The organism is Chitinophaga sp. W3I9 (assembly GCF_050434025.1).
GTDB lineage: Bacteria > Bacteroidota > Bacteroidia > Chitinophagales > Chitinophagaceae > Chitinophaga.
Genome location: NZ_JBNPWC010000001.1, coordinates 6,257,964 through 6,281,961, shown reverse-complemented (window position 1 = coordinate 6,281,961; position 23,998 = coordinate 6,257,964). Strand labels below are relative to the sequence as shown.

The window sequence follows — 23,998 nt, the reverse complement described above, 5'->3', positions numbered from 1 at the left end:
GGGATGGCACGGCTAATTCATTCATATCCGTATGATGGGTGAGTATATGAGGTCATTAAGATCGCCTTATCTCATACTTATTCTTTGATCACTGTCTGCCAGCGCACATACGCCGTTCGATATTGAACAATAATTTATATAAGAATTTACAGGTATTGCTCACAATCAATAGTTTATAAATTTGGCGCACAAATAGCAATTGTTGATCAACCAGTTAGCAATAATCTAATGAGATATCTTATCGTCCTGACATTTTGCGCTATCATATTTGCCGGCAAGGCCTCAGGTCAGGCCACTGAAGTTTCGCCGGCGAATGCTGCCATTACCAATAGCATCGACAGTCTCGTACAAACGCTGATCACCAATAAACAAGCAGCGGGCTTTATGCTGGGCATAGAAAATGATCACCAGCAGCCTTTTGTAAAAGCATACGGCATTGCGGATCTTACCACCGGAAAACCAGTGAACGTGGCAAGTGAATTCCGCATTGCATCGATCACTAAACCGTTTACGGCCGTTGCATTGATGACACTTGTCGAGCAAGGTAAAGTAGGTTTGTACGATAAGCTCTCAAAGTATTTCAAAGATTACCCGAAAGGTGATAGTATCACCATTTACCAGCTACTGTCGCATACATCCGGTATTCCGAACTGGTGGGAAGGCGAAACGCCCGCCAATACGCCAGGTAACTTTCCTATGTGTAAAAATCCGCACTTGTACCTGCAGGCTATGAAGAAACCATTTCTTTTCGAGCCTGGCACAAAACATTCCTATTCCAATTCAGGATATGTGCTACTTGGAGAAATCATTGAGCAGGTGAGCGGACTTCCCTATATGGACTATCTAAAGGCACATGTATTAAGCAAAGCAGGAATGCACCAGACCTTATGGGACGAGGGCCATGACCTGGACGATACCTGGGCAAAGGGTTATCAGAAAATAAATGATACCACCTTTAAGGAACCGACCAACTATACAATGCCATATACGGCAGGCTCACTTCGAAGTACTGCTGCAGATCTGATCAAATTCCTGGATGCGCTTTATGGCGGCAAGATCGTCAAAAAGAGCAGCCTTCAGAAAATGACAACGTATGCCCTTACAAGTAGTGGCAAACCTGTTGATGAGGCCATGTTCTTTCCCAATAACTTTGTGCCGCCGCCACCACCTGCTTACCTGAAACGATATGGTTATGGCCTTGGGTTTACATTGACTAAGATATATGGTACGCCTATAGTTTGGCATACCGGCGGTATTGCAGGTTTTAATTCGATTATGTTGTACATCCCGAAAAGCAAAACGAAAATCATCCTGCTGGCAAATACTGAAAATGGCGTAATCCCGATATGGGAACAGTTGCAGCAATTGATGGTAAGGTATCAGTAAATAAGCGACGGTATCGTTTTATCGAATGGAGCCGGTCTTTTCAATCATACTAACCTCTTCGTGGGCACATACTCATGACTGTTTCCGCATGCTTTGCCTGATCTTTTCCCTGTGTTGTCCTCCCCAGGCACTTAGTTCGCCTATCAGGTTTTTTAAAGTCCGGCTATAGTCAGTCGCTTCATAAACAATGCTAACCGGCGTGGTCGGATATACATTACGCCTGACAAAGTCGTTCAATTCCAGGTCTTTTAGCTCTTTAGCCAGTATCCTGGAAGAAATACCAGGGATTTCATGCTGAATTTCATTAAAGCGCTTTGATGATTGCACCAGGCAAAGAATCAAAGCCAGCTTCCATTTCCCATTAATAACAGACAGTGCATCAAGGACGTTTTTGAGCGATCCTGCACATGCGTCGTTGTCCGGAAGGGGCTCATTTATAATCATCTCCATGGATACAAATGTAATTACATTACCTAAATGTAACCGCTTCCCTTTGGGTAAGTAGTGCCATTTGACCACCTGGTAAACATAATTTTGCCTTTGATAATTCGAACGAAAGAATTGTTTCACCGTTAACACAAAAAGATATCGGTGATTAATGAATTTAAAGTTGATAATTATTAAACAGGTAAATTTTTATGAAACGTATCCTTCATTTAATATCAAGTCTGCAAGAGAACGGATCGCACAGCATTCAGCTGGGTCGCGCTATCGTCGAAAAAATTCAGGAAAAGTATCCGGGCAGTGTAGCTGAAGAATTAAACCTGGTCAATATCGAAATTCCACATCTTACTCCTGCTGTCCTTCGTACATTCTTTATTCCAGGAGAGCAGCTAACGGAAGAAGAAAAAGAATCCGTCCGTTTTTCTGATGAGATGGTTAAACAATTATTGGCTGCAGACATCATTGTGATAGGTGCACCGCTTTATAACTTCACTATTCATACCGCGTTAAAAGCCTGGATTGATCATATAACCAGGGCCGGGATCACTTTTGGGTATGGTGAAAATGGTCCTGTTGGAATGGTAGCAGGAAAAAAAGTGTATGTCGCAATGTCTTCCGGAGGCATTTACTCAGAGGGGCCAGGCAAAGCCAACGACTTTGTAGCTCCTTATCTGAATGCTTTCCTTGGTTTTTTAGGCATGACAGATCTGACGATATTCCGGGCTGAAGGGTTAAAAGTACCGGGAGTGAAGGAGTTTGCTATGCAGAAAGCAATTAACAGTATAGCAATTGATTAAAATCTTCTTTTAATAACAGGTAGTTAGTTTATTGTCCTCTGGAAAAATAAGCCAAATCACATCTTCCAAAATGATATTTGCATTTGAAAAGAATAACAGGAAAGAAATTGTTTGATAATAATGGCTTATTTTTCAGGACGAAAAAGAATTTATGAAGAAGATAGGATTTTTATCGTTTGGGCATTGGTCTAACCACCCAGCCTATAAGACCCGTACGGCGAGTGACACGTTGCTTCAATCTATTGATTTGGCTGTTGCCGCAGAGGAAATTGGTTTAGATGGCGCCTATTTTCGTGTGCATCATTTTGCAGCGCAGCTGGCATCCCCATTTCCGTTGCTTTCGGCTATCGGCGCCAAAACAAGCAAGATAGAGATTGGAACGGGTGTAATTGACATGCGGTATGAAAATCCACTGTATATGGTGGAAGATGCCGGCGCGGCCGATTTGATCTCGGAGGGTCGATTGCAATTGGGTATCAGCAGAGGTTCGCCGGAACAGGTAATAGATGGGTGGCGCTATTTTGGATATGAACTGGCCGAAGGAGAAACTGACGCAGATATGGGACGCCGCAAAGCGTTGGAATTCCTGGATAAGCTGAAAGGTGTTGGATTTGCCCGGCCTAATCCGAACCCGATGTTTCCGAATCCGCCGGGCCTGCTGCGCCTGGAGCCACACTCGGAAGGGTTGCGGGAACGCATTTGGTGGGGAGCCGCTTCTAATGCTACTGCTGTTTGGGCAGCCGAGAATGGCATGTACCTTCAAAGTTCTACCTTGAAGTACGATGAAAGCGGCAAGCCTTTCCACATACAACAGGCCGAGCAGATCAGGCTGTACAAAGATGCCTGGAAAAAAGCCGGGCACCAGCGCGAACCGAGGGTTTCGGTGAGCCGGTCTATTTTCGCATTGGTGAACGATCAGGATCGCTATTTCTTTGGGCAGGAAACCAACCGGGTCGATAAAATAGGAATGATTGAACCGGAGAAGCGCGCCATTTTCGGAAGAAGTTATGCGGCGGAGCCGGATCAACTCATAAAGGAGTTAGCGGAGGACGAGGCAATTCAGGAGGCAGATACGATTCTGTTGACAATACCCAATACATTAGGAGTTGATTACAATGTACATGTACTGTCCTCTATTTTAAAGCATGTGGCTCCCGGATTGGGGTGGCGTTAAATTTTAATCGACGGAGAATACCGGGAGTGTCTGTCAGATACTCCCGGTATATATCACCCTTCGGCATCCAGTAACTCGCTTTGCCTGTCTTTTACAAGCTGTGAGTGCTTCAGTCCCCATTCATCCATCACTACTAAAACAGGAAGAATACTTTCGCCGAAAGCCGTCAATTTATATTCCGATTTTTTAGGATAAACTTTTTCCGAACACTTTTCAACAACACCATAAAAAAGCAATTCGGCTATTTGCATTTCGATAACCCGTAGTGATGCTTCCCCTATATACCTGTTGATGTCAGCGGGCCGGTTGATGCCCTTACTGATCGCATCTAAAATGCAACATTTCCATTTACCACCAAACACCTTACCCGCAATCCGTAATCCGCAGTCCAAATCTTCTTCTATCTTTTTTGTATACATAAGTATTGTGTTTCGAGTTACAAATTTACGCCCTTAATTACTTAAAAAGGAGATCATGTATACCGAATCTTTTTTCGGTTATTGTTTAGAAAACGTTTGTCAGGGAAATTTGCCATGAAGATAAAACGTTTAAAATGAATAAGAATAAAAATACATCCACAGCAGACAGGACTTTTCAACTTAATAAAACAGATTTTTTACCGGTACTGATTTTCGCTGCTATATTTTTTATGACCTGGTTGTTTATGCATGGAGTTAACCATTTTTTAGCATTAACCCCCGAAGCATTAGGAAAATATTATGATTTCAAATGGATAATCATTGCGCATATTACCGCAGGTGGAGGTACATTGATTTTTGGGATAATACAATTTTGGAAAAAACTCAGAACATTCAGTTGGCAACTGCACCGTATTGTCGGTTTCATATACCTGTTGGCAGTATTAGTGAGCAGTACCTGTGCCTTAATATTAGCATTTACTACAACGTACGAGGTAAGTTGGGCAGTTGCATTTACCTTACAAATTTGGGCAGGTGTCTGGTTATCCGCTACCATCATAGCTTATTACATGGTTGTAAAAAAACGGTTTAAGCTACATCACGAGTGGATGGTAAGAAGCTATATCATTACCTTGGGGTTTCTGATATCAGGATTTGCCTTGAAAATCCATTTCATACAAGAGCTCGGAAAAACAGAAGACATACAAAGTCCCCTATTTTGGATGGGCTGGTCGGTACCTTTATTCATTTATGAAATTATAAAAAGCAGCAAAACAAGCCATTAATAATCCATTTTTTAAGACCCGATTTTTGCCACTTCTAGCCCACGAAATTTTCATTTAGCCCGAGATGCCACGAAGATTTAGCATATGTCCCGATTTATTTTTTCCCGACGAGCAGGAATTATGATAAATTATTTTTAAATTTCGTGTTAACCGTAACACTTATTGATATAGATGATACATCCCAGGGTGACAGGACTTTCATGACAGATTTCGCCATCAATTGTCTTGAGACACTAAACCCTGATCCCAGCCTGCCCGTAAGTGTTCTCGAATTTATAAAGACGATGATCCTGTTTCTATCCGGGGTAGATGATTACGTAAAGGACCGTTACCTGTAGATCATGATTGATTTCTTCAAAGGATGCCAGGTGGAGCATGCGATCGACCGGTGGTCATTACCCTAGATCAATATCTCGAGAACAGAAGGAACGTGATTCTTTTGAGAATGTATACGTATGCACTATGGATAGTGGAGGACAGGTTTGGGCGTAAGGAATTCGATTTGACATTCGATATACTGCGTGATATTGATGAATGTGGCGTATTAATGAATGATCACCTTTCTGTCTGGAAAGAAATAGAAGACGAAGATCCGGGAAACTGGATTATTATAAGATGCCGGAAAACCGGGGAAGCATTCAGAGATGTTTATGCAGCGCAATTTGGGCAAACGCTGGACAAAACATATGATTTAATCAATAAGCTTCATATAATCGACCTGGTACATCGCACGGATATCGGGAAAAACCTGCTCCATTTCGTTGCCGGGATATATATTTGGAACAAGTACAGCAAACGGTATCAGGTCAGATACAGTTAAGCTTATTCAATAAAAGAACCTAAGTATGAACCACAAAGAAAGAATGCTGGCCGGCCTGCCTTACAAGGCATGGATGGACGGACTGGCAGAAGAGCAGCTGGAGAATAAAATGAAGATCTATCACTTCAATCAATGCCCGCCGCATGAAACCAAAAAAATAGAACAATACATCAGAAGTATTCTTGGAAAGGCTGGTAAAAACATATTGGTGCTGGCTCCATTTCACTGCGACTATGGTAAGCATATTGAGGTAGGGGATAACTTTGTAGCCAACTATAACTGCGTGATCCTGGATGTGGCAAAAGTGCGTATTGGCGATAACGTTATGTTTGGTCCCAATGTTTCCCTGTTCACTGCAGGGCATCCTGTACATCCCGATTCAAGAAACTCCGGTTATGAATATGGAATCGGTATCACGATTGGCAACAACGTGTGGATTGGCGGGCATACCGTCGTGAATCCCGGTGTTAATATCGGCAACAATGCGGTAATAGGATCGGGTAGTGTTGTTACCAAAGATATTCCCGATAACGTTGTTGCAGTGGGAAACCCCTGCCGGGTGGTGCGCACCATTACAGAAGAAGACAGGCACTTTTATTATAAAGACAGGAAATTTGATGTGGCGGATTATTGACTGAAACCTGCCGGCCACCTGGAAAAAACAGGTGGCCGGCAGGAATATGATCAATAGCTTACTTTGTAATGATTTCTATCTTCCCTCCTTGTTTAAACAGGTCGTGCGGCACAAAGTATCCTTTGTGCTCTCTGCCATTTACTTTAATGGCAGTTAAGTTCCGGCCTTTGCCCGGTTTGGATATAGTCAGCAACTTGCCGTTGCTGGTTCTCCACTTTACTTCATCAAACAGCGGAACGGTAACAAGGTATTCCGGATCGGTAGCGGAAAAGGTGTAGAGCCCTAATGCACTGAATACATACCACGACGACATTTCACCGGCATCATCCATTCCACAAAGCGCAAGTCCCTCATCGCCGATGCCGTATAAAGTATTTAAAATAGTGTCGATGATCTTTTGCGATTTTTCCGGTTTCCCGATAAAATAGTATGCAAACGGCGCTTCATGATCGGGCTGATTGCCATGGCAGTACTGGCCTATCATCGTTTCTACATTTCTTGCAATGTAACTGGGGTTCCAGGGCACGGTAAACAGGGAATCCAGTTTGGATTCAAATCCTTTGGCGCCGCCATACAGGGCTATCAGGCCGGGCATATCATGCGGTGCAAAAAAAGACACCTGCCATGCGTTGGCCTCGCGGTACATGTATTCATAATAAGGGTACTGTGGATTGAAATTTTTAATCCATTCTCCATTTTCCAGTTTCCCCCTCATAAAGCGGGTAGACGGATCAAACATGTTTTTGTAGTTCTTTGACCTTGCCATCAGCATGTTGTAGTTAGCCGTGTCGCCGAGTTTTTTGGCAATCTGCGCTACTGAGTAGTCGTCGTAGGAGTATTCCAGCGTTTTGGATACGCCTGCTTTTCCTTTCGTTTCTACGTGCGGGTTAGTTACATCAGGATCGCTGATGAATCCCTTTTCCATATATTCTTTGATGAATGGCCGCGCCCCGCCTTCAACGGTGGCGTTTTTCAGCAGTATCTGGTAGGCGCCTTTGATATCGAAATCATCGATGCCTCTCAGGTAAGCCCCTGCAATAGAGGAGGAGCCGTGATCGCCGTGAAAAAAGGTAGGTATAAACCCGGTTTTATCTCCCACATCTTTCATAGATTTAATAACATCCAGCGTTACCTGCGGGGAGATCAATCCCAGCAGCACATCTTTATTCCGGTAAGTATCCCACAACGAAGGCTCGGTATAATAGTTGAAATCAGCTTTGGCCACCTGGTGTTTGGCATCGGTATACTGCCCGTTTACATCGCTGCGCAGGGCGGGCCACAGAAAGGAGCGGTACAGGCAGGAGTACAACATTTCCTTTTGTTTGGTGGTGCCGCCTTTTACCTGGATAGACGATAGGAGCGTTTCCCACTTTTGGGTAGCTTCTTTCCGGATATCATTATAAGATTTGTGGCCGATTTCTTTCTCCAGGTTTTCCCTGGCGTTTTCCGTACTTACAAACGATATTCCTATTTTCAGTTCCACCGGACCTGTGCTGCCGTTGGCTAAATGAACCATGGCAAAGCCATTGCTTTTGCCTTCTTCCTTCTTTTCCAGTTGCTCAATATTGGTGTTGAGGACTGCATAGAAGTAGATCCTGCCGCCTGCCTGCTGGTAGCCCTGCAACGCGGAAGCCCCTACCTGCTCAATGTTCCAGCCGTTTACTTTATTATTGGCCCTGGCAAGGTCAAAAAGGATTTGCCGGTTCGTGTTATTTTTATATTCATACCGGTGGTATCCGCATCTTAGGGTGGAAGTAAGACTTACATTCACATCATAATCATCCAGGTACACCTGGTAGAATCCGGGTGCAGCACTTTCCTTTTTATGGGAGAAGTGAGAGCCGAATTTCTCACCGGGATTTGAAACCGGCAGCACGGGTATATTACAGAGGTTCCAGTGACCTTTATTGGTATGGGTAAAGCCGTAAATCACGGAGTCTTCATACTCATAGCCCGCGCCGGAGCCATATTCCGTCATAGGACTTAACTGCACCATTGCGTTGGGCAAAGAGCTGCCAGGAAAGGTGAGTCCGGCCCATGATCTCCAGCCGTCCGGCAATTTATAGCCAAGGATTTTAGGGTCCGTCATGGGCGCAGTGCCGATGAAAGTATTTACATATTTTGTATAGGTTTGACTGCTACCTGTAAAGGAAGTAAAAAGTATTAACAGTAAGCTGCTTAAATGATGGATCGTTTGTTTTCTCATTCGGATGTGTTTATTATTATTGTTCGCCGGTGTACCTGATATCAAAGAAGCTGAATGCAGCATTTTCATCCGGGGTGCCTTGGAAGTTCAGTCCCGGCCGCGGGCTGCGGTCCCAGGGTGGGAGAAACCCTATAGGGTATGCTGTTTTACCCGGTGTAAGCTCTTCCCAGTTTGCCTGTTGTTTCCAATAAACCTTACAGGTAAAATCAGGTAGCATCGCCATTTTCAGGTGTACCGGCTTACCGGTATCTGTGATTTTTTGTTCGCCCAGCACATTTCTTTTTCCATCCGTCACTACCCAGAACTCCACTTTATCCTGGCGAACAGCAATGCCAACAGCGGCAGATACATCTCCATAAATAATTAATCCTTTGCTTGCCTTATTACTATTCAATACGGCGGTACTGATTTCATAAGCGGCTGCATAAGGCCTGAGGGTGAGCGCTATGCCGGCCGTATGGTGGCTGTTGTATAACCCCGACACCTGCAATTGCGCTCCTGTTTGCCGGAATACCGGCTTCATATTTCTAAAATCCCACTGCCAGAAAATTTTCCCTGTTGGTTTGGCAAAGTTATAATGAAGATGAATGTTCTCTTTGCTTTTCGGTTCTACCGGAACGGGCTTCAGCTCCGGCCATTGGTTTGGTTTCCACGACAATGCTGAAATTAATGCTTCCCTGCCGGTAAACACATTGCTCGCTTTGTTATAGGCATGGTAGATATAGAAGTCGTTGCCGGCGGTATCCTTTACAAAGGTGCCATGTCCGGGGCATTTCCAGGCGCCATTGTCAGACAGCACAGGATTGTTGGTATCTTCTTCATATGGTCCGGTGATAGCGGTTGCGCGGGCTACATTCACCAGGTAGCTGCAGGATACGCCACAACAGTTACCTGCGGAGTAAAAGAGGTAATAGTAGTTACCTTTTTTTATAATGCTTTGTCCTTCCATGCCTGAACGGGCATTATCTTTCAACAGGCTGAAGGGATTGCCCGTCAGCGAAAGCCCGTCGTCGGAGAGTTTACTTCCGAGGATCTCAATCGGTCTGTCATCCAGGCCGTAGGCTTTCCAGGTGATGTATAATTGGCCGTTGTCGTTGTACACAAATGCGTCAATTGCCTCTTTGCCGTATTCGATGATGATACCATGATCTTTGAAGCCATGATCGGGGTATGCGGAGGTGGCCACGCCTATGCAGGAAACGCCATCCGTTTTTCTTTTAGCCGTATAATAAACGTAATAGGTATTGTGGTGATAGAAGTATTCGGGCGCCCAGAAGGACGAGGAGGTCCAGGAGGGAGCTTTGTCAAATAAGAAACCTGTTTGTTCCCATTGCTGCAGGTTATTTGACCGGAAGATGGGAAAATGCGGTCCCCATTCGCTGGAGGTGCCGATAGCATAAAAGCTGTTGCCCTTCCGGATAATGGAAGGATCTGCAAAGTCGCCCGGGATGTTTGCCCGCACCTGCTGGGCCATTGAAGGACGAACACCCCCCAGAAGGATGGAAATAGCCAGTGCAAGAAGTTTAAATCTCATCTGTATGATCATTTATGGATAGCCGGATAAGGTGGATTGGAAACCCGGTGGGAACAAAAATAGAAGGTTATGTGGATGTTTTTTCGTTAAAACATCTCATTCCTTCCTTGTAAAGTCTCATTGTAGGGTTAAAACTTATCCTGGGTATGCCTGAAAACGGGCGGACAGTTAAAAAAAACGTGTGAGTATTTCAAACCAGGCGGCAGTGGTCAAAAAGCCCACCAGGATGCTGATACCGATAATTAAGTTTATCACCCTGGTGTTCAGCCTGAACTGTTCGGCTATTACGCCGGAGGTGACCAATGTAGGCATCGCCGCCTCAAAAATACTGATCCGGGCGATGTCGCTCCGTTCTTTAAACAACAGGGCTGCTACCAGGACCAACGCAGGGGCCAGCAAAAGCTTGTACAACAGCACCACCGATACCTGGGAAATCTCTTTTCTCCAGCCATTAAATTTTAACTGGAGGCCGATGGAAAATAATGCCAGCGGCGCTACGGTGGCCGCCAGTTTATCGAAGAATGGCTCCGCTATAGAAAGGTCGGTTAACCTGCTGAGTAAAAGTGCCAGCACACAACCAAGGAATGGAGGAAAGGTCAGGAGCTTTTTAAGGAGAAAGCGGGCGCTCACGGAAGTGTTATTGGCGCCGCCTTTCAGGGCAGTAATAATACCGAAGGTAGATAAGATCAGGAACGTCATCTGGTCACAGATGATAGCGATGCTTATAAATTGCTCGCCAAAATAGGCGATAATCAACGGAAAGCCAATGAAGGAGGTATTACTGTACCCACCTGCGAGTTCCAGGGTAGCACGGGTGCGTTTTGAATACTGTTTATGACGGCAGTAAATATGCATGAAGCACCAGCTCCCCGCCACTACCACCACGGCGCTTACCACCGGCAGGATCATGGCGGGCGACCAGACTACCTTGGGCAGGTATTTGAAAGATACCGCGGGTAAGGCGATGTATAATATCCAGGTGTTGATTCCTTTATGCGCATCCGGATGAATGATGCGGGCAGCCTTCATGCTCATACCAGCCGTGATACAGACTGCTATCATTATAAAATTCATCATAATACCAGCAAAGCTAGTAATCAGAAAGAAGGGTTAATTGTACTTTCTGGTAGTACCATAGTACTTTTTTGCAGCCGGATTAAACGCCTTTTGCTCTGAAGGCAGCGGGGGTAACATGGGTGTTCTTTTTAAAAAAGCGGTTAAAATAGGAAGGATCTGCAAAACCAAGACTATAACTGATCTCTTTAATAGTAAGGGGGGAAGATGCCAGCAGGATTTTACTTTCCGTGAGAAGTCTTTCCTGGAGCAGGTCGTGGACGGTATAGCCTAATTTGGTTTTCACTATCCGGTTGAGATTCCTGGATTGCAGGTTCAGCGCATCTGCATAAAATGAAACCGGCTTTCCTTTTTTAAAGTGTTGCTCAATCAGCAGGGTGAGGTTACGTATCAACTGTTTGGAGCTGTTTTTATTTTTTAGTTCCAGCGTATGCTTTTGTTCGTGCAGTTTATTTCCTGCCAGCAGCAACAGGGATACAAAGTGAATAAGCATATTAAAGTTTTTCGGCGACTTTAACAGCTCTTTTTGAATCATTGCGGTGATATGTTCATAAAGTACCGCGGTGTCCTCATCCAGGTCCACAAAGGGTTCGTGGCCGCCTTGCTGCATCATGCCGTTTAATTCTTCCTGCGGATGAAAACGGGTGAACAGTTTATAGATTGGTTCATCAAAGATGAGCATCCAGCCGTCGCGCTCAAAATCATTCATTTTATGCACCTGCCCGGGATGAAAGAAAAACACCCTGTTGGTCAGCATCTGGTGTTCCTGTCCGTCGATCATTTGGGTGCCATGCCCTTTAGTGATCCACATGATCATGTAATGATCGTGCCGGTGCGCTACCGTAGATAGCTCATGTACATATTGGTTCATGCTGATCAGGTGAACCGGATTGGTTTCCAGCAATTCCTGCCGCGGAATAAAATCTTTCATAGTCCGGTTCAAATTTACAATATACCCGCATTTTTATTTGCGGTAATGATAAAAGATGCCGGTATCGAAGATAGTCCACCTGCAGGCTTTTTGCCCGCAGCTTTTCAGGCCGTTATTGGCCCAGGTATTACAGGTATAGAAGAGATGATAGCTGCCTTTGGCTTCATAAAAGGCATCGTTCCTGTCGTAGTTGGCATTGGTGGCAATGTACACCGGCATTTCGCCGGCAGGGGTGCGGAAGCTGTTGCTGATGTAGTGAACCAGCCGTGCATACTGCTCTTTGTTCACCATGATCCTGCGGCAACTTTCATCTTCGCTGATGTTGCGGTAGTAGGTGGCATGGATCGCGGCGGTGCTAAGACTAAATGCTGCCTTAAAAGCGGTGCTGGCTTTGAGGTCAGCCCACGTAGGGGTTTCCAGGTAAAAGCCTTTGTCGCCCCAGCCAAAGGCCAGCCATTGTGCGGTGGTGTCTTTGCCAGTGGTATTGCTGAAGGGGATGCGTGTGCTCCAGTCTATTTGTCCGGTGCGTACCGGTAATACCAGGTCGGTGTGTACTCCGTTGGTAAGGATATAAATAGCGATATCCGCATCGGACACTATTTCCCTGTTGGTGCTCATGCGTGAAAGCGTATAGGCAGCCAACAGGTAAATGCTGATTAGCAGCACCAGGGCTGAAAGGGAATAACCGGTAATTTTTAACATCTTCTTCAATAATATCCATTTAGTTCAGGGTTACAAATTAGCTTATTTTATTATTTTTGCCGGGAATCAGTTTTTTTAACCCTGGTTGTTGATATTGCTATGTTCCCATTTTGGAGTGACTATTATTATCTAGTTATTATTCTGCAGATTATATGTGTGGTGCATGTGCTGAAATCGGGGAGGAGCAGGGAGTGGTTATTTTTTATCCTGTTTATCCCGGTGATAGGCGTGGTGGTTTATTTTATCCGCGAAATATTGCCGGATATTACCAATGGCAGTTTCGGGGAGAACCTGTTACGTACTTTATGGCCAAACGGACGTATCCGGGAGTGGGAGAAGCGGGTACGTATATCCGATACAGTTACCAACAAAATGCAGCTGGCAGATGCTTATGCGCAGCAAAAGCAATACGATAAAGCCATTGCGCTGACGCAGGAGTGTGCCAACACTTTTACCAAAGATCCTGGTATTATCCTGCAACTGGCGCGGCTTCAATTCCTGAACGGGCAGTATGCGGCAAGTATTGTAAGCTTTGATAAAATGAATACTTTCAAGGGCGTACGGATGAGCAAGGCGGAAGATGAGCTGATGTATGCGCGGGCGCTGGAGCAAACAATGGAAACCGCCAGGGCCGAAGAGGAGTACCAGAAAATAATCCGGGTGCATCATTCACTGGAGGCGATGTATTATTATGGGTTGCTGCTGAAGAAACAGGGCCGGACAAGCGAAGCACGGGCACAATTTCAAAAAACGGGACAGGAAATAGATCTGCATCCCCGCTATGTGAGGCGAACGATCCGCAAGTGGGTATGGTTATCAAAAAAAGAATTGGCTACATTATAAAGAAAAGGCTCCGGTGGATACCGGAGCCTTTGTCTTAACGCTATAAATTACGGCCCTTTAGGAGAGGGCACCTTAAACACAAATCAGTTTTAAAGTACGTAGTAAGCGGGTGTTTCCTCCTGCTCTTCCGGTGTGTTGTCCTGTTCGTGCAACATCTGCCGGAGATCTTTTTCAATTTTCCGGGCAATGGTAGTTACCGGTGTATCTGTAGGTTTATTTTCAAACGGATCCTGCAGGTTGATCGCCATTTTTTCGATCAGCAGGAACGATGACGCAATGGCTACCACGAGTGGTATTTCCATAAAGCCGAGGACATCTATTAAGGCAAACGGCAATAACAGTATAAAGAAGATCACGGTGAAATGGGTGTAAAGACTGTAGGTAGCCGGAAACACGGTATTTTTAATACGTTCACATTTACCCATTGCGTCGCAGAGCCTGGTCAGCGTCTGGTCCAGGGCAATTTGCTGGTATTGGTTTATCCAACCCTGTTCCATTGCATGTTTCAGGTCTTTTGCATGTAAAAGCAACAAGGCAGCCGGCACATTATCATATCTCATCACATAGTTTAATTCCCTTCTTGATAATAATCTGTCTACACCTTTGAGCGGATCAGTCTTACGTAACGATTGTCCCAAACTATAGCACCATGCTGCCTGTCGCTTTATAAAGCGCTCCTGGAAAAGCGTGAGGTCGTCCGATTGATACGTAGTATCCATCAGGCTTAGTACCTGTCTTGTCAGTGAGCGTGAATCATTTACAATCGCGCCCCATATGGTTCTGGCTTCCCACCAGCGGTCGTAAGCCTGGTTGGAGCGGAATGCGAGTAATAATGACAACACCGTTCCCAGCACCATTGGTACAGCTATAGGAATAACCAGGTTGGTGAAATCATATTGGTAGTAAAGAATATTAATAGCCAGCGAATAAACGGTTACCAGCAGGATCTCTATCTTTATCTTACCAAAAACATAATTTAAGGGGATATTATTTTTCAGTAACATAACCTTGCTTTTTTATTCTGTTGCCAGCAATAGTGCTGAGATGGTAGACTTGTCTGCCACATATTTCCGTTTCTGGAGTTGAATTTTCATCTTTGGATAATTGCATTTGCTGATCAGTTTCTGCGGATCATAGCTTCTTTTGGAAGGCGCATTAAATTCATGATCGGCAGGTTGAATGATCAGGTCGATGTTTTGGGCCAGCAGGAAATTGCGTAATGCCGCACGGGTGTTGCCATGGAAGAATTCAATCTTCAACTGGTTAATGGCAGATGAATATTTGTTACGGATTATTTCACACCCATCCTGGAAGTCGGACGAGATGAGTTCCAGGTGCCTGCTGTTGCGGGTGTAAGTCATCAGGTCAAACAAAGAGTCCGGCATTTCCAGTGCGTGCATTAATATGATGTTTACCTGCTCGCCTGGGTGTTGCGCTACAATGTTATGGACATAACTGAGTGAGCGGATAGAGAAATCTGTGGGTATGAGTATATTTTTCATATCTGGTAGCTTTTATAACAACAAAATTATTGTTGTGAAATAAGTAACCAGTAAGAGCAGCGTTAAAAGATAGTAAGAATGTGGTAAGAATTTGGTAAGAAAAGCAGTCGCTACAGTGGGAGTTCAACCCTGATCTCGGTTCCGTGGTTTACACGGCTGTTTACAATGATGTCTCCCTTATGCATCCGGATAATATTCATGGCTAATGGCAGGCCGATACCATATCCTTTGAAACGGCCGGTATTAGAGGCGCGGAAGAAGGGAGAGAAGATATATGGCAGATCCTCCGGGGGAATGCCGATGCCCTGGTCTTTCACGATAATAATATTTTTCTTTTCTGTGGCGGCGAGTGCAATGGACACCGGTTCGTTGTTGGAATATTTCACAGCATTCATCACAATGTTGCTGAGTGCCAGTTCCAGCAGTTGTTCGTTGCCGGGGATGATTAATTTTTCTTCTTCTTCGGGGAACAGGCTGTAATCTATTTCCACTTTATTACCGGGGTGCAGTTTATCGATCGTGTTTTTTACGGTGAACAACAGTTCATCGCTGCGGATCTGCCCCCATTCCTGTTTCTTGCCATCAAAGCCGGTTTGGGCGAGGTGCAGCAGGCTTTTGGTGATATGTTCCAGTCGCCCTGCTTCATGAAGGATATTTTTCAGGGAGTACACATATTTATCCTGGGTACGGTCCTTATTAAGCGCCAGTTCTGCCTCACCGATAATAGCGGTGAGCGGGGTGCTCAGTTCATGAGAAGCGTTGCTGACAAAGTTATTTTGTGTTTCAAAGGCAGTTTCCAGCCGGTCCAGCATATTGTTGAAGGTGTTGGCCAGGTCGTTGATCTCATCGCCACTGTCGTCTACATTTAGCCGCAGGTGCAGGTTACGGGAACTGATGCTTTTTACCTGCAGCATCATGTGCCGGATGGGTTTTAGAATATACCTGGAGAAGAAAATTCCGGCGCCTACCAGGATGACGCTGGAGGCCACGGCGCAGATGATGAGGATTTTGCGCAGCCAGCCCAGGTATTCCACGCTGTATTGATTAATAGCGGATACGATCACGATATACAATCCCTGTTTGCTTTTATACAACACCCCTTCATAGAAGCGGTCGCCTTCTCGGTAGGTGGCTTTGCTTTCGCGGTGTACCTGTTCGTAGAAGGAGTTGGGGAGGGTGAGTTGTTCATCTTTATGAACGGTACCATCGCTGGCTACCTGCAGGAAATATTCTTTTTCAGCAGGCAGTTTTTCGAGGTGTTCTTCCCGGATTTCGTTGTAGATCACCGAGTCGGATTCGTAATAGGGCAGGGTAGCTTTTGCAGTAAGATAGGCGCGTATTTCCAGGCGTTTGTAGAAGTCTTCGAACGAGTGCTGGTTGGCAAAATAATACACCAGTCCGGTCATCACGAGGATGGTAGAAATCGTTAATCCGGCAAACAACAGCAATATCTTAGTGCGTATCTTCATCGGCCTTATTTTCTTTGATCATATAACCCAGTCCCACTACGGTATGTATCAGTTCTGTAGGGTTATATTTATTAATTTTTTTCCGGAGATAGTTGATATAAACATCCACCACTTTGGTGTTCATATTAAAGTCGATGCCCCATACCTGTTCCAGTATTTCCAGCCTGGACAGTACTTTCCTCGGATTTTTCAGTAAATATTCCAGCAGCCGGTATTCTGTGGCGGTGAGCTGGATATTTCTTCCGTTCCTGCTGGCGGATTTGGTGTCGGTATCCAGTTCCAGGTCGGCCATGCTGAGTACAGCGGGGGAGGTAACGGGAACGGGTGTATCTACGGGCGCTTTTCTCCGCATAAGGCTGCGGATGCGGGCTTCCAGTTCCTGTAGTTTAAATGGTTTCACCAGGTAATCGTCGGCGCCGCTGTCGAGGCCCATTACAATATTTTCTGTTGTCCCCAGGGCGGTGAGCATGAGTATGGGCACTTCCAGCTTTGCGTTGCGGAGGGAGCGGCATACTTCTATGCCGTTCATACCGGGCAGCATTACATCCAGTATAATCAGCCGGAATGATGGGTTATTGAGCGCCATTTGTAGTCCGCTGGTACCATCGGGGGCCACGCTTACTTCGTAGCCTGCTTCCGAGAGGCCGCGGGTAATAACAGATACTACAGCAGGTTCATCTTCTATCAGTAATAGTTTCATGAACAACAAATATAATTCTATTCGAGGTGGCTCACGCAATTAAACAGTTCGCAGTTCCAGTTTTCGTCGGAGAACTGGAGCCTTGTGATGGAAGTATTTTTCATGGCGGGGGTAGGATGCATTTGTGGCAGGAGGGCATCCAGCATTTGCCGGATAAAGCTGCCATGACTTACCAGCAGTATTTTTTTACCGGTATTTTCAGAGAGGAGGTCCTGCATAAAGGAGAGGCCTCTAGTTACTACAGACTCATTGCTTTCCATGCCGAGGTCCATCAGTTTCCAGCTTGGACCCCACCGGAGGATGCGTTCTTCCTCAGTAGTACCTTCAATGAGGCCGCCGCCGGCTTCCCCGATACGTTTATCTTCAATTACACTATCCAGGTTAAGCTCTTGTGCAATGATGGCCGCTGTTTGCCGGGCACGGAGCAGGTGACTGGAATAAATGAGGTCCCAGGTTTCGCCGGTGAGCCGTTGTCCCAGTTTCAGGGCCTGCGTGATGCCTTCTTCATCCAGCGGGATGTCTGAATGGCCTTGCAGTTTGCCAGCTTTATTCCAGGAAGTGGTACCGTGACGGATAATAGCGATCTGGGTCATATTGGGTCTTTTAATCATTCCGGGGGACAAATATATATAAAAGGCCGCGGGGTTAATAGTTAAAATTCCCGGCGCAGATAGAATTCAGCAGGGTTTTGTATATTAAAAGTATAATATATTTGTTCGGAGTGTCGCCCAATACTACTTTCATCCCTGGCTGTTTATTCCTGTGATATCAACATGCCCTATAACCGGATCCAATTAATACAGTTTCCTTATTTCTTACTCAAAAATTAACATTTATGAAACACAATGTTCAGATGCTGGCTCATGCCAGTATGCAAAAAATGCAAAAAGAATATGCTGTTATGATGAGGGAGGGTGTAGCACCTTTTTCTTTATTTCAATTATTTAACCAGGAGGAATTCAGACTGGATGAATTTTGTCAGTCATTCAGGCCTCACCCATATTCCCGTCAGCTTAAACGGGGAGCCCAGGAATTTTGCGAGCGGTATGGTATCTGGCATGAAAATGCGGAGCATTATGTCACTTGCGCCATATACCTGTTCCCTACCGCCAATTTGTACCGCATGAATAATATTCTTAAGAACTGTACTGTAGATTTTTTTCTGAATGATACAATGGGGCGCGAGGTTTTCACCCACCTGAGTGCCAATGAACAGGAACACAGCAATGCGGTCAGGCAACGTATCGGAAGCATGGATTATCCTTTTGAAAACGTGCCGGAAGCCCATGGCGTGGAAATGGCGAACGCAGAAATGCTGCTGGATATTTACCATACTTCGCCGGCTCATTGGTTCAGGGAATTTAGAAAAATGTACAACTATCATATTGATGTAACGCACCTGGATTGCAACACCCATTCCCTTGGGCATATTCCTACCGTGGAAGAATATATTGACATGAGGGGGCATATTTCCGGGATGCATCATACCATCCAGCTGATAGAGTATAGCGACGGACAGTTTCTTGACTGGAAATGGATGGAAGCAGCAGGTCTTAAAACTGATATGCAGCGCCTGCAGTATGTTACGGCTGCTATTGGCTGTTTGATGAATGATCTTTTTTCTTTTGAGAAAGAGGTGATCGACAATAGTTCAGATTCGAATCTGCTGATGATCCTGGCATTAAATGACCCCGGTCTTCCACTGGAGGAAATTATTATCAAGGCTGCCACCATTGTACAACAACTGCTATTGGAATTTGGATTGCTGGTGAACAGGGTGAGGAACAGGAGTTATCAGCAATTACCTGCCAACTCAGAAATGGTAGATAAGTTGGATGCACATATTGCAGGTTTGGAACGATGTGTACAAGCCAGTTGGGTGTGGCAGATTTATACCAAACGTTATAAACGGCCAAATTCTATCTGGAAGGAAACGCAATTAGTGCCAGCTATTGCTGAGGCAGTTTAAACGCATTAAATTATTATTGTAATTCGCCACTGAGTGGATGCAGTTGCTGACTAAGTACTTTTATCAGAAATTTATAATCAATTGGTTTTTCAATAAAGGCACTGGCGCCAGCTGCCATCATTAGCTCGCGCGACTCTAAAAAGGCATCCCCGGTGGCGATAATAACAGGTATATGTTTCAATATTGGATCCTTTTTCAGGCTGACTAAGGTATCTTTCCCATCCATTATGTCCATATGGTAATCCATGATGATGATATCCGGTATACGTTTCCTGCTTTCCTCCAATACTTCAGCCCCATTGGCCGTCAGGCAAATAGAGCAGCCGGTTTGGGTAAGAAACCTGGATATCAGCAGGGCACTCATTTCATTATCCTCGGCAACTACTACATGAATGTCACTCAGGTCCGTCATCTCCTCTTCATCATTGTTGTCTGGTCTGATATCATCAGATTGGCCCGGTACCAGCGGAAGCACTACTTTGAAACTGTTTATCCCGGTAGGGCTGCTTTCTGCAGTAATAATGCCGTTCATGGAATTAACCTTATTCTGTACAATATAAAGCCCCAGGCCCGCACCTTCTGTATACTTTCTTTTATCGGTAATAAATGGATCAAATATCGTTTTCAATTTATCATCCGTGATGTGGTCGCCCATATTAACAATATGGATAGACCAGGAATTTTTGCTGGCAGCAATGTAACAGTTAATGGTAGTTCCCTTGTTAGAGTATTTAATGGCATTCCCTAACAAATTTGTTATAATCTGATTGAGTTTCAAGGTGTCCGCAATAATCACAGGAGGTATTTCACCGATACTGAGTTTAATCTTGATATTCCTGGTTTTTGCTATTATCCTGTTGATGTCCACTAATTTTTCAATAAATGGTTTTATTTCAAAAGCTTCGCTGTTCAGTACATCTGAATTTCCTGATTCTATCTGTGCCATATCCAGCACATCATTTACAATGTTACGGGTATGGTTGCTTGCCAGTAATAATTGATCAACCAATGGCTCTATCCCCCTGAGCTGATCATTTAGTTTTATCTCCCGCTTTAATAACTGTCCCACACCAAAGATTGCATTCAGCGGCGTTCTCAGCTCATGTGATACCTGGTATACAAATATCTTTTTAAAGTGATTACTCCTCTTTAACTGTTTATTGACATCATTACTGTGAACATAAGGTTTGCTTACCACAATGATAAGTGTTAAAACGCCTGCCATCGCCGAGATGCGGAAAATAAATGCTACATCTTTCTGAAGGTGTATCGCTTCTGTAAAATGATAATGGTAATAGGTTTCCAGTAGCAGAAGAATGCCTACGGCCACTACCAGTGATATTCTTCTCGATGTTCTGTCAGGAAATATCAGGTATATAATGGAGATCAGGAAGATGATCATTGCCTGCAGTTCAATAATATTACTGAGTAGTATTCCAAAGTAGATGGAGGCAAAACATTGTACCAGAAAAGTGCTGGCACCTGCCATTCTGTGATATCCCCTGTGGTTCAGATAGATCGCTGAAATCGTAAGGATAAATTCTATGGAAGCAGGTATAAGAATAGATAATTCTCTTGTAAATACTATAAATATGGATCCTACAACCAGGATTAAGGAGGCAAGCACCAGGCTTAGTGTATTAACAAGTATCATCCTGGATATCAATTCATCATCTGTTTGCCCCTGTGTACCTGCTCTTGTAATTGATTTTACTACTTGTTGAATCCGTTTAATAATTTTAATAGTCATGTTAAGCATCGTAGGGTTTAAGTAAAGTTAAGCTCGGGATGACCCTAAACAACAGGGCGATAACAGTTTGTGTTGCAGGCAAAAAATCTTTTCATAGAAACCTAATGATCTTCTGAGGGTATTATCCTATTGATAATTCTTCCGGTGTCCTCTTTATGGGGTATGAACGCCGGCAACCAAAGTTATAGTATTTATTCCTAAACTTAAATTCATTTCATTTTTTTCATGCCATACTCAAATAACGATTTATAAGTAATCAGTACATTTGTTATTATGGAAATGAGTATCAATCCCAACGAAGAAAAACCAGTCAAAAAGGAAGACGAAGTAAAGCCGGAACCCGTTATTCACGATGGTTCCGGAGGCGCATTTGAAGGCACGGAGATGGTAACCGAAGAGCGGGAAGAACAACCCCGCCCGAATGGGCCAACTCCTTACTGAATAATGCCGCATGCCGGTGCGGTATTAAATCCTTAAATTAGGTGTATCAAAAAAGTTATGCTTATGTTATCCTTGGAAAAAATCAGCGAATTATTAGGCAAAGAAAGCGATACCCTGTTGCAGCACGAAAGCAAAACTATCAGTAAAGACCTGCTGCATCTGCCCGGACCGGATACCGTCAATAAAATTTACCAACCTTCCAGCCGTAACCCGCAGGTATTGCGCAGTTTGGGCCAGTTATTTCAGCACGGGCGTCTCGGAGGCACGGGCTACATGTCTATACTCCCTGTAGATCAGGGCGTGGAACACAGTGCTGGTGCTTCTTTCGCCAAATACCCGGCTTATTTTGATCCTGAAAATATTGTGAAGCTGGCTATTGAAGGCGGCTGTAATGCCGTCGCTTCTACTTTTGGCGTATTGTCGTCGGTATCGCGCAGTTATGCACACCGTATTCCTTTTATTGTCAAGCTTAATCATAACGAACTGCTTACTTATCCCAACAGGGCGGACCAGGTGATGTATGGTACCGTGGAAGAAGCCTGGAACCTCGGAGCAGTGGCCGTTGGAGCCACCATCTACTTTGGCTCTGAGCAGTCCGACCGGCAAATTGTGGAAGTGTCGCGTGCCTTTGCAAGGGCGCATGAACTGGGCATGGCTACTATTCTCTGGTGCTACCTGCGGAACGATGCGTTTAAGAAAGATGTGGATTACCATCTCTCAGCGGATCTTACCGGGCAGGCTAATCACCTCGGGGTAACTATCCAGGCGGATATTATCAAGCAGAAATTACCGGTCGTGAACGGCGGTTATAAGGCTTTGAATACAGGAGCGTCTTCCTATGGTAAACTGGATGAACGTATTTATACTACACTCACGTCTGATAATCCCATTGACCTGTGCCGCTACCAGGTTGCTAATTGCTATATGGGGCGCATGGGACTGATCAATTCCGGCGGCGCCTCCGAAGGCGAGGCTGATCTGGCAGAAGCCGTACGCACGGCGGTTATTAATAAAAGGGCCGGCGGCGTAGGACTGATCTCCGGGCGCAAAGCCTTTCAGCGCCCGATGGTGGAAGGAGCGGCGTTACTGAATGCGATCCAGGATGTATACCTGAACGAACAGATAACGATAGCGTAGCAGTGGGAGCGGAGGAAAGTTCCTCTGCTCACCTCACCTGGCCATTGCCACGTACAAACCATTTTTCCGTTACCAGTTTTTCCAATGCAAAGGGGCCGCGTGCATGCAGTTTCTGCGTGGAGATCCCTATTTCCGCACCCAGGCCAAATACGCCTCCGTCTGTGAACCGCGTAGAGGCGTTCACGTATACAGCTGCGGCGTCTACTTCATTGAGGAAACGCTCGCTGATGGCGGTATCGCCTGAAATAATTGCTTCTGAGTGGCGCGAAGAATATTTTTGAATATGCGACAATGCAGCGTTCGTGTCGGGCACTACTTTAACGGAACACTTGAGCGAAAGGAATTCCCTGCCGAAATCTTCCGGCTGCGCCGCGAAGAGATGCGGATAATTATTCTTTTGCAGGATATCGAAGGCTAACGGGTCCGCATATATGTCGACTGCATAATGCTGCAGCTGCGGCGCCAGTAATGCCAGGAAACCGGCAGCCACGGCTTCGTCCACCAGCACGGTGTCCAATGAATTGCATACCGACGGGCGGGAGACTTTCGCATTGGTAACAATGGCGGCGGCCTGTTGCAGATCGGCAGTTTTTTCCACGTAGGTGTGACATACACCGGCGCCGGTTTCAATTACCGGTACCCTGGAGTTGGTGCGGACAAATTCGATCAGTTGTTCGGAGCCACGCGGGATGATGATATCGATATACTTTACGGCAGTAAGCATTTCCATCACGAAGCTGCGGTCAACAGGCAGTAGTTGCACTGCATGTTCATCTACCTCAAACTGCTTTAATACATCCTGGATCAGCGCTACGAGAATAGTGTTGGTATAAAAGGCATCGGTGCCGCCACGCAGCACGCATACGTTGCCCGAGCGGATACAGAGGGCGGCTACATCCACGGTTACATTTGGCCTCGATTCATAGATCACGCCCACTACGCCGAGCGGCACGGTTTTCTTTTGCACGAGCAGGCCGTTGTCGAGGGTTCTTTCGAGCACCAGTACATTGGCGGGATCGGGCAAGCCGGCAATATCTTCCAGGCTGGAGGCGAGGTCGCGGATGCGCGCATCCGTCAGCAGCAGCCGGTCTTTTTTCGGATCGTCGTCCGGCATGCGGTCGAGGTCTTTCTTATTTTCTGTGATAATGTCTTCCGACCGGATCAGGATCACGGATGCCAGTTTGAGCAGCAATGCCTGTTTCTGTGCATCAGGGAGGGTACGTATAGAAACGCCCGCCTGCTGCGCTTTTTCCAGTAATGGTTGTATCGTTTGCATGATTG

24 protein-coding genes are annotated in these 23,998 nt (G+C 45.3%); 10 read left to right on the top strand and 14 right to left on the bottom strand.

Annotated elements, in window-relative coordinates:
• Window positions 1-228: 228 nt before the first annotated feature.
• On the top strand, window positions 229-1,386 hold the full coding sequence (locus QFZ51_RS25480; RefSeq protein ID WP_429050247.1) for a serine hydrolase domain-containing protein: 1,158 nt from the start codon (window positions 229-231) through the stop codon (window positions 1,384-1,386).
• Between the two features lie 72 nt (window positions 1,387-1,458).
• On the opposite strand, the gene QFZ51_RS25475 is transcribed toward QFZ51_RS25480, so the two are convergent.
• A complete protein-coding gene (locus QFZ51_RS25475) occupies window positions 1,459-1,836 on the bottom strand; it encodes a winged helix-turn-helix transcriptional regulator (RefSeq protein WP_370907815.1) in 378 nt (125 codons plus the stop codon).
• Window positions 1,837-2,024: 188 nt separating this feature from the next.
• On the opposite strand from QFZ51_RS25475, the gene QFZ51_RS25470 reads away from it, so the two are divergent.
• Entirely contained in the window at window positions 2,025-2,627 is a 603-nt protein-coding gene (locus tag QFZ51_RS25470) for an FMN-dependent NADH-azoreductase (RefSeq protein WP_429050246.1), read from the top strand.
• A 151-nt stretch (window positions 2,628-2,778) separates the two neighbouring features.
• Window positions 2,779-3,801 (top strand): LLM class flavin-dependent oxidoreductase, encoded by a 1,023-nt coding sequence (locus QFZ51_RS25465; protein ID WP_370907813.1) that lies wholly within the window; start codon window positions 2,779-2,781, stop codon window positions 3,799-3,801.
• 53 nt (window positions 3,802-3,854) lie between these two features.
• Here the strand turns inward: QFZ51_RS25465 and QFZ51_RS25460 are convergent, their stop codons facing one another.
• Window positions 3,855-4,220 (bottom strand): winged helix-turn-helix transcriptional regulator, encoded by a 366-nt coding sequence (locus QFZ51_RS25460; RefSeq protein ID WP_370907812.1) that lies wholly within the window; start codon window positions 4,218-4,220, stop codon window positions 3,855-3,857.
• A 134-nt stretch (window positions 4,221-4,354) separates the two neighbouring features.
• On the opposite strand from QFZ51_RS25460, the gene QFZ51_RS25455 reads away from it, so the two are divergent.
• The 3 genes from QFZ51_RS25455 to QFZ51_RS25445 all read left to right on the top strand — a co-directional run bounded on the left by QFZ51_RS25455 (window position 4,355) and on the right by QFZ51_RS25445 (window position 6,459).
• On the top strand, window positions 4,355-5,005 hold the full coding sequence (locus QFZ51_RS25455; RefSeq protein WP_429050245.1) for a DUF2306 domain-containing protein: 651 nt from the start codon (window positions 4,355-4,357) through the stop codon (window positions 5,003-5,005).
• Window positions 5,006-5,450: 445 nt separating this feature from the next.
• A complete protein-coding gene (locus tag QFZ51_RS25450) occupies window positions 5,451-5,825 on the top strand; it encodes a hypothetical protein (protein WP_429050244.1) in 375 nt (124 codons plus the stop codon).
• A gap of 25 nt (window positions 5,826-5,850) precedes the next feature.
• Entirely contained in the window at window positions 5,851-6,459 is a 609-nt protein-coding gene (locus QFZ51_RS25445; RefSeq protein WP_429050243.1) for a sugar O-acetyltransferase, read from the top strand.
• Between the two features lie 58 nt (window positions 6,460-6,517).
• Here QFZ51_RS25445 and QFZ51_RS25440 read toward each other — a convergent pair whose 3' ends face one another.
• The 5 genes from QFZ51_RS25440 to QFZ51_RS25420 form a co-directional block, all read right to left on the bottom strand.
• Window positions 6,518-8,665, bottom strand: a complete 2,148-nt coding sequence (locus QFZ51_RS25440) for a GH92 family glycosyl hydrolase (protein ID WP_429050242.1) — start codon at window positions 8,663-8,665, stop codon at window positions 6,518-6,520.
• A 16-nt stretch (window positions 8,666-8,681) separates the two neighbouring features.
• Window positions 8,682-10,199 carry a glycoside hydrolase family 43 protein gene (locus tag QFZ51_RS25435; protein WP_429050240.1) on the bottom strand — a complete coding sequence of 506 codons (1,518 nt, stop codon included), beginning with the start codon at window positions 10,197-10,199 and terminating at the stop codon, window positions 8,682-8,684.
• Between the two features lie 168 nt (window positions 10,200-10,367).
• On the bottom strand, window positions 10,368-11,261 hold the full coding sequence (locus tag QFZ51_RS25430; protein WP_429050239.1) for an AEC family transporter: 894 nt from the start codon (window positions 11,259-11,261) through the stop codon (window positions 10,368-10,370).
• A 94-nt stretch (window positions 11,262-11,355) separates the two neighbouring features.
• On the bottom strand, window positions 11,356-12,204 hold the full coding sequence (locus QFZ51_RS25425; protein WP_429050237.1) for a helix-turn-helix domain-containing protein: 849 nt from the start codon (window positions 12,202-12,204) through the stop codon (window positions 11,356-11,358).
• Between the two features lie 33 nt (window positions 12,205-12,237).
• On the bottom strand, window positions 12,238-12,906 hold the full coding sequence (locus QFZ51_RS25420; RefSeq protein WP_429051605.1) for a TIGR02117 family protein: 669 nt from the start codon (window positions 12,904-12,906) through the stop codon (window positions 12,238-12,240).
• 165 nt (window positions 12,907-13,071) lie between these two features.
• Here QFZ51_RS25420 and QFZ51_RS25415 point away from each other — a divergent pair, with 165 nt between their 5' ends.
• Window positions 13,072-13,749: a tetratricopeptide repeat protein gene (locus QFZ51_RS25415; RefSeq protein WP_429050235.1), complete on the top strand. Its 678-nt coding sequence runs from the start codon at window positions 13,072-13,074 to the stop codon at window positions 13,747-13,749.
• 89 nt (window positions 13,750-13,838) lie between these two features.
• Here the strand turns inward: QFZ51_RS25415 and QFZ51_RS25410 are convergent, their stop codons facing one another.
• From QFZ51_RS25410 to QFZ51_RS25390, 5 genes are all read right to left on the bottom strand, one after another.
• On the bottom strand, window positions 13,839-14,753 hold the full coding sequence (locus QFZ51_RS25410; protein ID WP_429050234.1) for a bestrophin family protein: 915 nt from the start codon (window positions 14,751-14,753) through the stop codon (window positions 13,839-13,841).
• Between the two features lie 12 nt (window positions 14,754-14,765).
• A complete protein-coding gene (locus tag QFZ51_RS25405; protein WP_370907803.1) occupies window positions 14,766-15,251 on the bottom strand; it encodes a hypothetical protein in 486 nt (161 codons plus the stop codon).
• 110 nt (window positions 15,252-15,361) lie between these two features.
• Entirely contained in the window at window positions 15,362-16,720 is a 1,359-nt protein-coding gene (locus tag QFZ51_RS25400) for a sensor histidine kinase (RefSeq protein ID WP_429050233.1), read from the bottom strand.
• On the bottom strand, window positions 16,704-17,420 hold the full coding sequence (locus QFZ51_RS25395) for a response regulator transcription factor (RefSeq protein WP_429050232.1): 717 nt from the start codon (window positions 17,418-17,420) through the stop codon (window positions 16,704-16,706). Before QFZ51_RS25395 ends, QFZ51_RS25400 begins: the two co-directional genes overlap by 17 nt.
• Before the next feature lie 17 nt (window positions 17,421-17,437).
• A complete protein-coding gene (locus QFZ51_RS25390) occupies window positions 17,438-18,013 on the bottom strand; it encodes a histidine phosphatase family protein (protein ID WP_429050231.1) in 576 nt (191 codons plus the stop codon).
• A 242-nt stretch (window positions 18,014-18,255) separates the two neighbouring features.
• On the opposite strand from QFZ51_RS25390, the gene QFZ51_RS25385 reads away from it, so the two are divergent.
• Window positions 18,256-19,389, top strand: a complete 1,134-nt coding sequence (locus QFZ51_RS25385; protein ID WP_429050230.1) for a terpene synthase family protein — start codon at window positions 18,256-18,258, stop codon at window positions 19,387-19,389.
• A 13-nt stretch (window positions 19,390-19,402) separates the two neighbouring features.
• Here the strand turns inward: QFZ51_RS25385 and QFZ51_RS25380 are convergent, their stop codons facing one another.
• Window positions 19,403-21,139 carry a hybrid sensor histidine kinase/response regulator gene (locus QFZ51_RS25380; protein WP_429050229.1) on the bottom strand — a complete coding sequence of 579 codons (1,737 nt, stop codon included), beginning with the start codon at window positions 21,137-21,139 and terminating at the stop codon, window positions 19,403-19,405.
• Between the two features lie 273 nt (window positions 21,140-21,412).
• Here QFZ51_RS25380 and QFZ51_RS25375 point away from each other — a divergent pair, with 273 nt between their 5' ends.
• Both QFZ51_RS25375 and QFZ51_RS25370 read left to right on the top strand, forming a co-directional pair.
• Entirely contained in the window at window positions 21,413-21,580 is a 168-nt protein-coding gene (locus tag QFZ51_RS25375) for a hypothetical protein (RefSeq protein ID WP_429050228.1), read from the top strand.
• A 63-nt stretch (window positions 21,581-21,643) separates the two neighbouring features.
• The gene (locus QFZ51_RS25370; protein WP_429050227.1) at window positions 21,644-22,717 is read left to right on the top strand and encodes a class I fructose-bisphosphate aldolase; all 1,074 of its coding nucleotides are present in this window, start codon (window positions 21,644-21,646) and stop codon (window positions 22,715-22,717) included.
• A 28-nt stretch (window positions 22,718-22,745) separates the two neighbouring features.
• On the opposite strand, the gene QFZ51_RS25365 is transcribed toward QFZ51_RS25370, so the two are convergent.
• Window positions 22,746-23,993 carry a glutamate-5-semialdehyde dehydrogenase gene (locus tag QFZ51_RS25365; RefSeq protein WP_429050226.1) on the bottom strand — a complete coding sequence of 416 codons (1,248 nt, stop codon included), beginning with the start codon at window positions 23,991-23,993 and terminating at the stop codon, window positions 22,746-22,748.
• Window positions 23,994-23,998 lie beyond the last annotated feature (5 nt).